General features: G+C 65.6%; 12 protein-coding genes, 1 tRNA gene and 1 riboswitch. Of the genes, 3 read left to right on the top strand and 10 right to left on the bottom strand.

Translation table 11 applies throughout. The features are described from left to right. Both LG299_RS16000 and lysA read right to left on the bottom strand, forming a co-directional pair. Complete coding sequence (locus tag LG299_RS16000) at positions 1-1,302, bottom strand: homoserine dehydrogenase (protein WP_404432011.1); 1,302 nt, start codon at positions 1,300-1,302, stop codon at positions 1-3. After that, entirely contained in the window at positions 1,299-2,714 is a 1,416-nt protein-coding gene (gene lysA / locus LG299_RS15995; protein WP_404432009.1) for a diaminopimelate decarboxylase, read from the bottom strand. The genes LG299_RS16000 and lysA overlap by 4 nt, the downstream gene beginning before the upstream one ends. Positions 2,715-2,873: 159 nt before the next feature. Between lysA and LG299_RS15990 the strand changes: the two genes are divergently transcribed. After that, positions 2,874-4,325 (top strand): glycosyltransferase family 39 protein, encoded by a 1,452-nt coding sequence (locus LG299_RS15990; protein WP_404432007.1) that lies wholly within the window; start codon positions 2,874-2,876, stop codon positions 4,323-4,325. Here the strand turns inward: LG299_RS15990 and LG299_RS15985 are convergent. The 3 genes from LG299_RS15985 to LG299_RS15975 are packed head-to-tail and all read right to left on the bottom strand — an operon-like array spanning position 4,322 to position 7,715. Continuing rightward, positions 4,322-5,143, bottom strand: a complete 822-nt coding sequence (locus LG299_RS15985; protein WP_404432005.1) for a DUF2993 domain-containing protein — start codon at positions 5,141-5,143, stop codon at positions 4,322-4,324. The two genes, LG299_RS15990 and LG299_RS15985, sit on opposite strands and share 4 nt — an antisense overlap. A gap of 5 nt (positions 5,144-5,148) precedes the next feature. Continuing rightward, a complete protein-coding gene (argS, locus tag LG299_RS15980; RefSeq protein WP_404432003.1) occupies positions 5,149-6,813 on the bottom strand; it encodes an arginine--tRNA ligase in 1,665 nt (554 codons plus the stop codon). Between the two features lie 41 nt (positions 6,814-6,854). Next, positions 6,855-7,715 carry a transglutaminase family protein gene (locus LG299_RS15975; protein ID WP_404432001.1) on the bottom strand — a complete coding sequence of 287 codons (861 nt, stop codon included), beginning with the start codon at positions 7,713-7,715 and terminating at the stop codon, positions 6,855-6,857. A gap of 138 nt (positions 7,716-7,853) precedes the next feature. Here LG299_RS15975 and LG299_RS15970 point away from each other — a divergent pair, with 138 nt between their 5' ends. Together LG299_RS15970 and LG299_RS15965 are read left to right on the top strand one after the other, a co-directional pair. Then, positions 7,854-8,666, top strand: coding sequence for an SGNH/GDSL hydrolase family protein (locus LG299_RS15970; protein ID WP_404431999.1), 813 nt, complete (start codon positions 7,854-7,856; stop codon positions 8,664-8,666). Positions 8,667-8,708: 42 nt separating this feature from the next. Beyond that, positions 8,709-8,784: transfer RNA gene (locus LG299_RS15965), tRNA-Arg, on the top strand. A gap of 24 nt (positions 8,785-8,808) precedes the next feature. Here LG299_RS15965 and LG299_RS15960 read toward each other — a convergent pair. The 5 genes from LG299_RS15960 to trmB all read right to left on the bottom strand — a co-directional run bounded on the left by LG299_RS15960 (position 8,809) and on the right by trmB (position 13,291). Next, the gene (locus tag LG299_RS15960; protein ID WP_404431997.1) at positions 8,809-9,321 is read right to left on the bottom strand and encodes a hypothetical protein; all 513 of its coding nucleotides are present in this window, start codon (positions 9,319-9,321) and stop codon (positions 8,809-8,811) included. Positions 9,322-9,446: 125 nt separating this feature from the next. Next, a complete protein-coding gene (locus LG299_RS15955) occupies positions 9,447-10,970 on the bottom strand; it encodes a SulP family inorganic anion transporter (RefSeq protein WP_404431995.1) in 1,524 nt (507 codons plus the stop codon). A 280-nt stretch (positions 10,971-11,250) separates the two neighbouring features. Beyond that, entirely contained in the window at positions 11,251-11,571 is a 321-nt protein-coding gene (locus LG299_RS15950; RefSeq protein WP_404431993.1) for a DMT family transporter, read from the bottom strand. A 9-nt stretch (positions 11,572-11,580) separates the two neighbouring features. Continuing rightward, positions 11,581-11,645, bottom strand: a riboswitch (guanidine-III (ykkC-III) riboswitch). Between the two features lie 75 nt (positions 11,646-11,720). Further along, positions 11,721-12,608: a type II CAAX prenyl endopeptidase Rce1 family protein gene (locus LG299_RS15945; protein WP_404431991.1), complete on the bottom strand. Its 888-nt coding sequence runs from the start codon at positions 12,606-12,608 to the stop codon at positions 11,721-11,723. After that, positions 12,608-13,291: a tRNA (guanosine(46)-N7)-methyltransferase TrmB gene (trmB, locus tag LG299_RS15940; RefSeq protein ID WP_404434925.1), complete on the bottom strand. Its 684-nt coding sequence runs from the start codon at positions 13,289-13,291 to the stop codon at positions 12,608-12,610. Before trmB ends, LG299_RS15945 begins: the two co-directional genes overlap by 1 nt. Positions 13,292-13,394: the final 103 nt, after the last annotated feature.

Genomic DNA, 13,394 nt, shown 5'->3' with positions numbered 1-13,394 from the left:
TCAGTCTCCTTCTACTCGCAGTACCGAGACGACGCGCTGCACGACACCGCTCGCCGCGAGGCGGTCGACGGTTTCGCTGAGGTCGTTCTCAAGAGCTTTGTGGGTGCCGATCACCAGTCGAGCGGTGACGGCGTCTTCGCCGGTCACGGTCTGCTCGACGGTCGCGATCGACACGCGTCCTTCGCTGAGGATGCCGGCCACGGTCGCCAGCACTCCGGGCTGATCGGCCACCTCGAGCGTGATCTGGTACCGGGTGGTGACGTGCCCGATCGGCACGATCGGCATGTTGGCCCGCGTGGACTCCCCCACGCCGACCCCACCGGCGATGTGACGGCGGGCGGCCGAAACGACATCGCCCAGCACCGCCGAAGCGGTCTGCACGCCACCGGCGCCCGCGCCGTAGAACATGAGATTGCCGGCGGCTTCGGCCTGCACGAACACGGCGTTGTTCGCACCGTGGACGCTCGCCAGCGGGTGCGAGCGATCAACCAGCGCGGGATACACGCGCACCGAGATCGACTCCTGGTCGCCAGCGATTCGCTCACAGACGGCGAGCAGTTTGATGACGTAGCCCGCGTGGCGCGCGGCATCCATCATCGTCTTATCGATGCGGGTGATTCCCTCGCGATGAACGGAATCGAGCGGAACCGTCGTGTGGAAGGCGAGGCTCGCAAGGATCGCGGCCTTCTGTGCGGCGTCGTAACCGTCGACATCAGCCGTCGGGTCGGACTCGGCGTAACCGAGGGCCTGAGCGTCGGCCAAGACATCGAGGAACTCGGCGCCTTCGGTGTCCATCCGGTCGAGGATGTAGTTCGTCGTTCCGTTGACGATGCCCATGATGCGCTGCACGCGGTCGCCGGCGAGCGAATCGCGCAACGGGCGGATGATCGGGATGGCGCCAGCCGCAGCCGCCTCGTAATAGACCTGCGCACCGACCTGGTCGGCCGCGTCGAAGATCTCGGGGCCATGAGTTGCCAGCAGAGCCTTGTTCGCCGTGACGACATCGGCACCGGAATTGATCGCCTGAAGGATGTTCGTGCGAGCGGGCTCAATGCCACCCATCAGTTCGATGACGATGTCGGCACCGACGATCAGGCTCTCGGCGTCGGTCGTGAAGAGCTCCTTCGGGAGATCGGTCTCACGCGGAGCCTCGAGGTCGCGCACCGCGATACCCGCCAATTCGAGCGAAGCTCCCGCGCGATCGGCCAGTTCGTCGCCGTGCCGCAGAAGCAGCGCGGCGACCTGCGAGCCCACGGCTCCGGCCCCGAGCAATGCCACGCGCAGCTTGCGGTAGTCGGTCATGCAGTCTCCTTCGAGAAAAGTGTCGCGCCCACACCGGCGTCGCGCGCAAGCAGATCATCGATCGTCTCACCGCGGACGATGACGCGGGCAGTGCCCTCGCGCAACGCCACGATCGGCGGACGAGGCACGTAGTTGTAGTTGCTGGCGAGCGAGAAGCAATACGCTCCCGTGGCGGGGACAGCCAGCAGATCACCCGGACCGATGTCGCCGGGCAGGTACTCTGCGTCGACGACAATATCGCCCGACTCGCAGTGCTTGCCGACGACTCTGACGAGCGTGGGCGCGGCGTCGCTGGATCGCGAGACCAGACGCGCAGAGAACTCGGCGCCGTACAGTGCCGGGCGCGCGTTGTCGCTCATCCCGCCGTCGACGCTCACATAGAGGCGCGTCGCGTCATCGTCGAGGTCGACCGACTTGGTGGTTCCGACCTCGTACAGCGTCACTCCGGCTTGCCCGACGATCGCGCGACCGGGCTCGAAAGCGAGCGCCGGAACCTCGATGCCGCGCACCTCGCACTCGCGCGCGACGGCTTCGACGATTCCCGACGCGAGGTCCTCGATCGGCGTGGGCGCGTCGGCCGAGGTGTAGGCGATGCCGAACCCTCCGCCGAGATTGAGGACCGAGAGGTCACCGCCGGCCAGCAACTCGGCGTGCAGTTCGACGATGCGCGCTGCGGACTCTTGGAATCCGGCGGTGCCGAAGATCTGAGAGCCGATGTGACAGTGCAGTCCCGCGAGCGTCAGACCTTCGATTTCGCGCACACGCGCGGCGATGGCCGGGGCATCCTGCAGCGTGAAACCGAACTTCTGGTCTTCGTGCGCCGTCGCAAGAAAGTCATGCGTTTCGGCGTGCACGCCACTGTTCACGCGCAACAGGACAGTCTGTGTGCCACCCGTGCGCTGAACGATCGCGGCCAAGCGCTCGAGCTCGATCTCACTGTCGAGCACGATCGAGCCGATGCCGATGTCGACGGCGCGCTCGAGTTCGGCGACGCTCTTGTTGTTGCCGTGAAATCCGAGACGCGCGGGGTCTGCACCGGCGGCGAGCGCCACGGCGAGTTCTCCCCCCGTGCAGACATCGACAGCAAGCCCCTCCTCGGCGACCCACCGCACGACCTCTGTGGTCAGCAGCGCCTTGCCCGCGTAATACACACGCACCTGCGTGCCGTGTCGGCCGGCTGCGGTGCGAAAGGCCTCGAGAGTGCGGCGCGCATGTGCGCGAACGTCGTCTTCGTCGATCACATAGAGGGGTGTGCCGAACTCTTCGCGGAGCTCAGCGACCGAGACTCCGCCGACACGCACCACGCCCTCGTCATCGCGGGCGGCGCCTGTCGGCCATACCCCCGGGGGCAGCGCATTGGCATCGGCCGGCGGCTCGAGCCAATCGGGTGCGAGCGTGGTGCGGGCGGACACGGGGAGCCAATCGTGGAAGAGGTGCTTCGGCGCGGAAGATCCGGGCGCGGCCCGAAACAACGGTTGCCGCGGAACGGACGGATCAGGTGCCGGGCGGTCTCCTGAAGTCTAGAGCAACGCGCGATGGCGCATCGAAAGGCGATTGCTAGGCTCGGCCGCATGCGCGCGAGGTTGTCGTGGAAGGCCGTCGCCCCAGCGGCCGTGACGCTGATGATCTCGCTCGCTGTGACGGCGAACGGATACGGATACCACCGCGACGAGCTTTATTTCCGAATGTTGCCGTCGCAGTGGGGCTATCTCGACCAGCCGCCGCTGATCCCTGCGCTGGCACGCGCTCTCAGCGTCATCGACGAACCGTGGGCTTTGCGCATCCCCGCCATCGCGTGCGCCGTCGCGGCGGTATTCGTGATCGCCCTCATCGCGGCCGAGGTAGGCGGCACACCGTTCGCGCAAGGACTCGCGGCGTGGGGTTCGGGCTTCGGTGCGTTCGCGTTGCTGTTCGGTCACGTCATGCTGACCGCGTCCCTCGATCTGGTCGTCTGGCCACTGATCGCGCTTTTCGTCATCCGGGCGGTCGTGCGAGAGCAGCCGCGCTGGTGGCTGCTCGCCGGACTGGTGACGGGCCTCAGCATGTACAACAAGCTGCTGGTAGCCCAACTGGTCGTGGCGCTCGTGCTGGGTCTGTTGATCGTCGGACCGCGGCGCGCGTTGGGGACGCCGCATCCGTACGTCGCCGGAGTCATCGCCGTCGTCGTCGGCGTACCAAATCTCATCTACCAGGCGACCGCCGGATGGCCGCAGTTGAGCATGGGGGCCGCGCTTGCCGAGTCGAACGCGGACGAGGTGCGGGTGCTGATGTGGCCGTTCCTCTTCTTGCTCATCGGTCCGCCGCTCGTCGCGTTCTGGGTCGCGGGGATCATCGGAGTGTTCCGGCGGCCGTCGTGGCGCAACCTCCGGTTTATCGTCGTGGCCCTTGCGGTCGTCGTGCTTCTCACGTTCGCGTTCGGGGCGCAGTTCTACTACCCACTCGGAATCCTCGTCGTCGTGTACGCGATCGGCTGCGTTGTCGTGGCGGATTGGGCGACGACGCGAGGACGGCGTGCCCTGACGGTTTCAGCCGTCGCTCTCAACGCCGTCGTCAGCATCGTGATCTCTCTGCCGGTGGTCCCCGAGTCCGTTATCGGAAACACCCCGATCGCCGGGATGAACCAGGCAGTGGCCGATCAGATCGGCTGGCCCGCGTATGCTGCGACGATCGAAGAGGTCGCACACGGGGCGGATGCCTCGGTCGGCACGATCGCCATCATCACTCGTAACTACGGCGAAGCCGGTGCGCTCGATCGGTTCGGATCCGCTGATCTGCCGCCCGTTTTCAGTGGCCACAATGCCCTCGCGGCCTACGGGCCTCCGTCGGACGCGGTCACGACCGTCGTGTTCGTCGGACGAGTGTCCGATGACACCGCGGCAGGGTTCGATGCCTGCACCGTCGAGGGTGAACTCGACAACGGCCTCAATGTCGACAACGAGGAGCAGGGCGTACTCATCACGGTCTGCTCGGGCCGCAGCGCACCGTGGACCGATCTCTGGCGCGACATCACTCACCTGGACTAAGCGCAGGAACCGTTCTCGAGCTGCGCCGGGTTGGTGAGTACATCTTGAGCGACGTCGAAATCGGCCACCACCACCTCGCCGTCGACGCGCATCCCCGTCAGCGAGAGCCCCGCGGGAAGATACTGTGCGACGCAGACCGGCCAGTCACGTATGACGATGTCTGCCACGGCGCCGAACCGGTCGCGCAACGCGTCCGCCGAGATCTCAGCTCCCGCGAGCTGAAGCGACTGTGGCGTCAGGACGATTCCGCCATCCACCGCCGACGGCGTGAGTGCCACGGCGATCGGGATGCTGATGCCGAAGAACGTGAGTTCGATCGACATCGTGAGGTTCGGAGCATCCAGCCCCAACGTCTCAGCAGGGAACTGGTCGACGGTCTCCATCAAGGTCCGCAACTGTTCCTCATCGATGCGGACAGTTCCCGACGCGCCGTCGATCTCGCCGTTGCCGCGGACCGGAACTTCTGTCGCCTGGAGGGTGATGTCTGCGGTCATCGGGCCGATGGTCACGTCGTCGGAGGCGATGCTGATCTCGTCGAGGGTGCCGCCGATCAATTGCGGAAGGATCGCACCCGGCACCGACACATCGACGGGGTGGTCAGCGGGGAGCGCCAATTCTGAGACGATCTGTTCGCGAATGGTCTTGGTCACGAGGTCTCGCGCGATCGCCTCGCCGATAAACCACGCACCGACCGCGAGCGCGGCGACGATGACAAGTGCCACCACCCAGCCCCACCCGGTGCGACGGCGACGCGGAACGGGGTGAGCCTGCGCCCAGTCCGGAAGCGGCTGGGTCGGTTGGGTGTCGGCCGCACTCATCGGCGCTACATCCGCTCCGGTGCGCTCACGCCGAGCAATGTCAGCCCGTTGCGGAGCACCTGGCCGGTCGCGTCGTTGAGCCAGAGCCGGGTGCGGTGGACAGTCTCGACGGGCTCATCGCCGAGTGGAATCACGCGGCAGTTGTCGTACCAGCGGTGGTAAAGACCAGCCAGTTCTTCGAGGTATCGCGCGATGCGGTGAGGCTCGCGCAACTCAGCGGCGAACGCCACAAGCCGCGGGAACTCCTGCAGCGCACCCAACAGCGCGGACTCCGTCTCGTGGTCGAGGAGTTCGGGCGAGAACTCCGAACGGTCGACGCCGGATGCCGCGGCATTGCGTGCGACGTTGTGTGTGCGCGCGTGGGCGTACTGCACGTAGAAGACGGGGTTGTCGTTCGTCTTCTTCTGCAGAATGTCAAGATCGACGTCGAGGTTGGAGTCGGCCGATGAGCGCACGAGTGCGTAACGCGCAGCATCCGTCCCCACGATCTCGACCAGGTCTTCCATCGTGACCACCGTGCCCGCACGCTTGGACATGCGCATCGGCTGGCCGTCTTTGACGAGGTTCACCATCTGCCCGATGAGAATCTGCAGGTTGACGCCCGGCTCGTCACCGAACGCGGCCGTCATCGCCATCATTCGCCGCACGTATCCGTGGTGATCAGCGCCGAGCATGATGATGCAGCGGTTGAAGCCCCGCTCACGCTTGTTGAGGTAGTAGGCGAGGTCGCCCGAGATGTACGCAGGGTTGCCGTCGGACTTGATGACGACCCGGTCTTTGTCGTCACCGAAGTCGGTCGTCCGCAGCCACAGCGCACCCTCGGACTCATACATGTGCCCGAGCTCTTGCAGCCGCGCGATGGCGCGATCGACCGCGCCGGAATCGTGCAGGTCGTTCTCGTGGAAGTAGACGTCGAAGTCGACGCCGAACTCGTGCAGGCTCTGCTTGATCTCGGCGAACATGAAGTCGACGCCGATGGAGCGGAACGCCTCCTGCTTCGCTTCTGCGTCGAGTGCGTCGATGTCTCCCTCGTAGGCAAGCGCCACGCGGCGGGCGATGTCGTGAATGTAGTCTCCGCCGTAGCCGTCGTCGGGCGTCGGGTCGCCCGCGTGGGCTGCCACCAGGCTGCGGGCGAATCGATCGATCTGGGCACCGTGGTCGTTGAAGTAGTACTCCCTGGTGACCTGGGCGCCCTGCGTAGCGAGAATGCGCGCGAGCGAGTCACCCACAGCGGCCCACCGGGTTCCGCCCAGGTGGATCGGCCCCGTCGGGTTGGCAGACACGAACTCCAGGTTGATGACTTCGTCAGCGCGAGTGTCATTGGTGCCGAAGGCGGCTCCGGCATCGACGATCGTCTGGGCAAGAGCACCGGCGGCCGCGGCATCCAGTCGAATGTTGATGAAGCCGGGGCCGGCGACCTCGACACTCGCGATGCCGTCCAGCGATGACAGCCCGTCCGCGATCTCGGCGGCGAACTCGCGCGGGTTCGTCCCCAGGTTCTTCGCAAGCTTCATCGCGGCGTTGGATGCCCAGTCGCCGTGGTCGCGGTTCTTCGGCCGCTCGAGGGGAAAGTCCGCGACGGTGAGTGTGCTCGCGGAACCCGGGCGTCGCGCCTCGGCCAGCGGGGCGATGACGGCGAGCAGGGCGGCGGCGAGAGCGTCAGGATTCATAACCTGACAATTCTAGGCGGCGCACGCTGTGCGCCCGCCGGTCACGCGATCTGGATCAGCGAGGTGAAGTCGTCGTTCGTTGCGGCGAAAGGATCGAGGTCGGACGCCTCGGCGTCCCTGGCCGCAACCTCGAACTCGGAAGCCTCTTCGGGCATGACCCATGCGTCGACCCGCATCCGCTGCAGTCCGACATAGCCACCGTGGTAGCTGAGGAACGCGCAGTCCGAGGCATCCCGCCCCGTCGCGATCCGCACCAACGACCCACGGTGCGCCAAGCGAGTGGCGTCGATGACATACCAGGACCCGTCGTAGTACGCCTCGGCGACGGCGTGGAAGTCCATCGGCCGCAGGCCCGGCGCGTAGCACGCGGCGTAGCGGGCTGGCATGTCCATCGCGCGCAGGAGCGCGATAACGACGTGCGCGTAGTCGCGGCACACGCCCTGGCCGGTCATCAGGGTCGTCACGGCACTGTCGGTGCCGTGGCTCAGACCCGGCGTGTATGTGGTGCTCGAGCTCACGAAGTCGGTGACCGCGGCGATGAGTTCATGACCCTGGAGTCCCTTGAACTGCCGGCGCGCCTGCTGGAAGACCTCATCGGACTGGCAGTAGCGGCTCGGACGCAAGTACGTGATCGCTTCGAGGTCGCTCGTTCGGTTGGACGAGGTCTGTCCTTCGATGTGCGCCTCGTACCGGATCTCGAGCAGGCCGGCCTCGCCGGTGAGGCGGTGCAGGCGGCTCCCGGACTGGTCGACGATCTCGGTCGGGGTGTATACGCGGTCGCCCTGGATGAACGTCAATTCCTCACTCACGACCGGGACCTGCTGGCCTGCGGTGATCTGAAGAATGAGGTCGACGGAGGCCCCCAGTTCGAGGTCTAGTTCGGCGGTCACGACACGTTGCACCGAAGTATCCTCGCACGCCGAATCCCCCGCTCCGAACCGCCTGTGGAACGCCCACATTGCGATGTTGCAACAGCGGCTTCTGCACTGTCGAAAACACCTCATTGTGGTGTTCTGCGGCGGGTGACTTACCCTCGTGGAATGAACTCGGCCGGACGCCTCCGCGCGCGGCGTTCGTGGCTGACGATGATCCTCGCCGCGGTCGCGATCGTCGGCGTGTGTCTGCTGGGGATGTGGCGACCGTGGAATGCGGTCAGTCCGCCCGATGCCGGGGGTAGGGATGCCCCGCAGTCCGTCGCAGCACCCGCGCTTCTCGCCCTCCCCGAGACACCGCGCGTACTTGTCTTCGGCGACTCGTGGGTCTACGGTTCGGCAGCCACCGTACCGACCGAAGGCTTCGCGTATGTTCTGAGCAACCGACTCGGCTGGGATGCCGTGATCGACGGGGTTCGCGGCAGCGGGTATGTGAAGCCGGGCATCGATGGCGGATCGTACGGGGAGCGCATCGCGGCACTCGACCCAGCACTTAACCCCGACCTCGTGATTCTTGAGGGCTCCATCAATGACCGCCGACTGTATCCGGACGGATACCGGGATGCTGTCACCTCCGCGTGGAACAACCTTGCCGCCCTCTACCCTGAGGCTCGGATCGTGATCCTCGGCCCTGCGCCACAGGTTCTGCCGCTCGAGCGCGCGACGGGCCTGATTGACCAGACGCTCTCTGAGCTCGCTGCCGAGCGCGGCTGGTGGTACATCTCGCCGATCTCCGATGACTGGATCACCGAGGCCAACTACCTCGATGTGATCGACACGGGCGAGATCGGCCGAAACCACCCGTCGAGCGAGGGTCACGCATATCTCGCCGACCGCCTCGGGGAGGCGCTGGAGGCGATTCGCGACGACACGACCGTCATCGCCGAGGCCCCTCCGCACGCGGACTCCCTCGCTCCCTGAGGCAGGTCGAGCCCGCTCACGGGTGATAACCTCGTCCGGTGCGCCTCCGTAGCTCAGGGGATAGAGCGTTGGTTTCCGGTACCAAAGGTCGCTGGTTCGATTCCAGTCGGGGGCACCAGTAAAGACAAGGGATCGCGGGTCTTCAGGACTCGCGATCTTTTGTTTGCGACGGCACCGAGGCTGCCGCGTGCAGCCGCAGCGCGTGCGTGACGCCGAAGACGGCAATCGCAACGCGATCGGCGGCTGCCACGGGGGTCTGCCCGATAGGGACGAGTTCAGGCACGGTCGCGTCAATCTCGAGGCCGTTGTGGAGCACTGTTGCACCGCCGGCGGCGCGCACGTTCTTCAGCCATTGAGTGCCTTCGCCGTACGGGAGGGTGATGTAAAGCTTGTCACCGACGCGCTGCACGCCCACCGGGGTGTCGTAGATCCTGCCGCTGACCCGCCCTGGTACACGCACGATGGCCCACGGCGACGCGACGGTGCCAGCATCCCGCAACGCACCGGGATTCATCATGTCGCGCTGCATCACCCGCGCGAAACGCAGGACACGCGGATCTCGGGTGCGAACGCCGACGACGAACACAGCCGCCGCGGCAATGACGGCGCCGACCGCAAGGGCCAAAGCAACAGAGAGCACGCGGATCACGGCCACTCCCCCACTCTCGCCGCACCACGGGGCCGACGCAAGGGGATCGGCCTTCCGACCCTCGCGCAGCGCTCAGCGGCGCGGCATCCATCGACGGAGGGTCACCGCGCCGACGCTACCCGGCCCGATAGTCAGAGGCCACTACCGAGCCCGCCGCTGAGCCGGCCGTGAAGCTTGGTGGTTGCCTCGTTCATACCCTCGAGGGTCACGGCCTTTCCGCGGCTCTCGTACTTGGTCACGACGGCGTCGAGGGCGGCGACGGTCGAGGCATCCCAGATGTGTGATCCCGACATGTCGATCACGATGTGGTCGGGGTCGTGGGAGTACTCGAACTGGGTTGTGAGGTCGTTGCTGGAGGCGAAGAAGAGTTCACCGTTGACGGTGTAGCGCACCGTCGGCGTGACCGCTTCCTTGTCGGTGTGACGCGTGACGGTGACGAAGTGCGCCACGCGGCGGGCGAAAAGCACCATCGCAGCGAGCACTCCGGCGCCGACACCGATGGCGAGGTTGTGCGTCCAGACGGTGATCGCCACGGTGATGAGCATCACCGCCGTCTCGCTCTTCGGCATCCGCTTCAGGGTCGAGATCTTGACGCTGTGCCAGTCGAAGGTCGCCACTGACACCACGATCATCACGGCCACGAGCGCCGCCATCGGGATGACGGCGACAACATCGCCGAGAACGAGCACCAGGATGAGGAGGAAGACACCGGCGAGGAAAGTTGAGATCCGGGTGCGGGCACCTGACGCCTTGACGTTGATCATGGTCTGACCGATCATCGCGCAGCCACCCATGCCGCCGAACAGGCCGGAAAGAACGTTCGCCGCTCCTTGTCCGAATGCTTCGCGCGTCTTGCGGGAGTGGGTGTCCGTGATCTCGTCGACGAGTTTCGCGGTCATCAGCGATTCCAGGAGGCCGACGATCGCCATCGCTGCCGCGTACGGAGCGATGATCGTCAGCGTCTCGACGGTGAGGGGGACGTTCGGGATGAAGAGCTCGGGAAGACTCTCGGGCAGATCGCCCTGGTCGCCGACGGTCGGCACATTGAGCGAAAAGACGACCGCCGCTGCGGTGAGGAGCACGATCGCGACCAGAGGCGCGGGAACCACCTTGGTAATCCGCGGCATGAGGTACATGATCAGCAGCCCGATCACAACCAACGGGTAGACGAGCCACGGCACGTCGATGAGCTGCGGGAACTGCGACGTGAAGATGAGGATGGCGAGTGCGTTGACAAAGCCGACCATCACCGACCGCGGGATGAAGCGCATGAGCTTCGCCACTCCGAGCGCAGCGAACACGATCTGAATGATCCCACCGAGGAGCACTGTAGCGATGAAGTACTCCATGCCGTACTCACGAGCGACGGGCGCGATGACGAGCGCGACGGCTCCGGTTGCGGCCGTGATCATCGCGGGCCGGCCGCCCAGGAAGGAGATGGCGACCGCCATCACGAACGACGAGAACAGGCCCAGCCGTGGATCGACTCCCGCGATGATCGAGAACGCGATCGCCTCGGGAATCAACGCGATCGCGACCACGAGCCCGGCAAGCACTTCGCGGGTGAGGATGCGAGGGCTCCGCAGGGCCTGGAGGACCGTGGGCTCGATCCGGTAGCGGTCTTTCGGATCTTGGACGGGAATGACGTCGGTCATGGCGCTCCTCCGGCAGGCAGACCCTTGAGTCTAGGCGGCGGAGCGAACGTCACTGCGCAGCGAGGAGTTCGAACGGCACAAACGAAGATCGCCCCGGGGCCGAAGCCTCGAGGCGATCATCAGTACGATTTTCGGTTTCTGTTTCGGTTCTCTTGCGAGTTCTTTCGTTTCCGTTGTCCTTCGTGCTGATGAACTTACTCCGTTGCTCACACACGTCAAGAGTTCGGCTCGAAGTCACTTCGACATCATGTTGAGGGTGAGGGATGCAGCATTCGCTGCCCTACTCGTGACCGACCATTTTCAGCCCGACGACGCAGCCGACCAGGCCGAGGATCAGCAGCGTTTTGACGATGGAGAACTCCTCGTCGCCGGTGATCATCGCGTAGGCGACCGTGAGTGATGCGCCGATACCGACCCAGACCGCGTACGCGGTGCCGGTCGAGATCTCGCGCATGGCCCAGGCGAGCCCGCCCATGCTGGCCACAAGCGTGACGCCGAACACGACGGTCGGCCACAGCTTGGTGAAGCCCTCGGACTTGCCGAGCGCGGTAGCCCAGACGGCCTCGAGGACGCCGGAAAGAATGAGAATGATCCACGACATGACAATGCTCCTGGCCAGTCTTGTCGCGTTCCGGGTACTGATCCGTCGTCCGGGGATCCAGTGAGGATCCGTGACTCCACGATAGCGATGGTGCCTGTGCAGGCACTGGGCAGAACCGGGCAGTCCGCGGTGGTGAACCTCGGCGGTGGCTAAACCAGGAACAGCCAGTCGAGCATGCCGGGGTTGTGCGCGTGCACGAGCACCGCGAAGACGACCGCATCGAAGAGGAGGTGCACCGTCACGACGTAGGTGAGCGAGCGCGTCTTCATGAAGATGAAGCCCTGAAGGAGCGCGAACGGGATCGTGAGCAGCGGCCCCCAGGCTTGATATCCGAGTTCCCAGAGGAACGAGACGAAGACCACGGCCTGCAGCACATTCGCCTGCCACATCGGGAAGTGCCGACGCAGGAGCACGAACACCGTGCAGATGAAGAAGAGCTCGTCCCAAATCCCCACCGCGCCGACGCCGACGAACAGCCGGGCGATCAGGTCAGGGGTGTCGACGACCGGCCAATTCTGGTACACCCCCGAAGTGATGAAGTAGAACGGCAGAATCAGCCAGCCGAGGATCAAGACCGCGACAAGCCAGGTCCACTGGAAGGTCGTCCACTTTCCGCCGCCGCGCCACGGAAACCGGATCGCATGATCGCGGTAGACGAAACGAGAGATTGCATACGGCACGACGACCGCTCCCCCGAGAGCCAGCGCGAAGCGCACGAAGGCGAGGTTATCGAGTTCGGCCTTGAGCGGGATCGCGCTCACGATGAGAAGACCCACGGCGATCAGCGACAGGTCCCGCAACAGACTCGGTGGGCGAACGGATGCCTCGGCATCCGTCGACACATCATCCGCACCCTCGACTCGGCGCGACACGATCCACGCGCTCACCAACGACGCGATCAGCAGCGCCCAGCCGAGCCACGGTATACGCATCACGAAAAAGGCGGGTGCAGCGAGACAGACCAGGAGCGCGGGAATGAGACCCCACGACCACGCCGGGCGGTCGGTGAGCGGAACGGTCGAGGAATGCGCGGGCATCAGGCCTCGGGTCCCGTCGTCGAAGGAACCGCACGGCGGTAGGCAAGATCGCGGATGGCCCGGCCGACCTTGACGCCCTTGCGCTCGAACGCGGTCACGACCCGTCCCTCGAAGCGGGGCGCCCATTCCCCCTCGAACGCGCGCTCGAATGCGGGGCTCGCATCAATCACGTCGCGCATCTGCAGAGCGTAGTCCTCCCAATCGGTGGCCAGGCGCAGCACCCCTCCGGGCCGCAGAGCCTGCGCCGCTTTCGGCGCGAACTCGTCGGTGATAAGTCGGCGCTTGTTGTGCTTGTTCTTATGCCACGGATCGGGGAAGAAGATCCACAGTTCATCGAGCGAAGATGTCGGAAGCAAATGCTCGAGCACCTCGGGTGCGTTCGCCTCTACGAGCCGGAGGTTCGTGAGGCCCGCGCGCTCGGCGTCGAGCATCGTGCGGGCCAGACCCGCGCGAAACACCTCGATCGCGAGGAAATTGACGTCGGGGGCGGATGCTGCGGCATGCACGATCGCGTGCCCCTGTCCGGATCCGATCTCAGCGATGAGCCCAGCCTCGCGCCCCCAGACAACCGCGGGGTCGACCTCTGAGCCGGGCAGAACACTCGTGACCCCGGCATCCCGCGGCACGTCGATCACGACCTCGGGCGCCAGCTCCTCCCACGCGCGGTCCTGAGCGTCGGACATGCGACCGCTGCGGCGGACGAACGACACAGGTCGCTCACGAAAGCGGGCTTGCTCATCGGCAGAGTCGGGCACTCACCCAGGCTACCTAGCCCTCGCCGGTAGA

It is taken from the genome of Microbacterium lacus (assembly GCF_044794305.1).
Taxonomy (GTDB): domain Bacteria; phylum Actinomycetota; class Actinomycetes; order Actinomycetales; family Microbacteriaceae; genus Microbacterium; species Microbacterium lacus_B.
The sequence above is the reverse complement of the archived record's forward strand: the minus strand, read 5'-3'. Positions and strand labels throughout refer to the sequence as shown.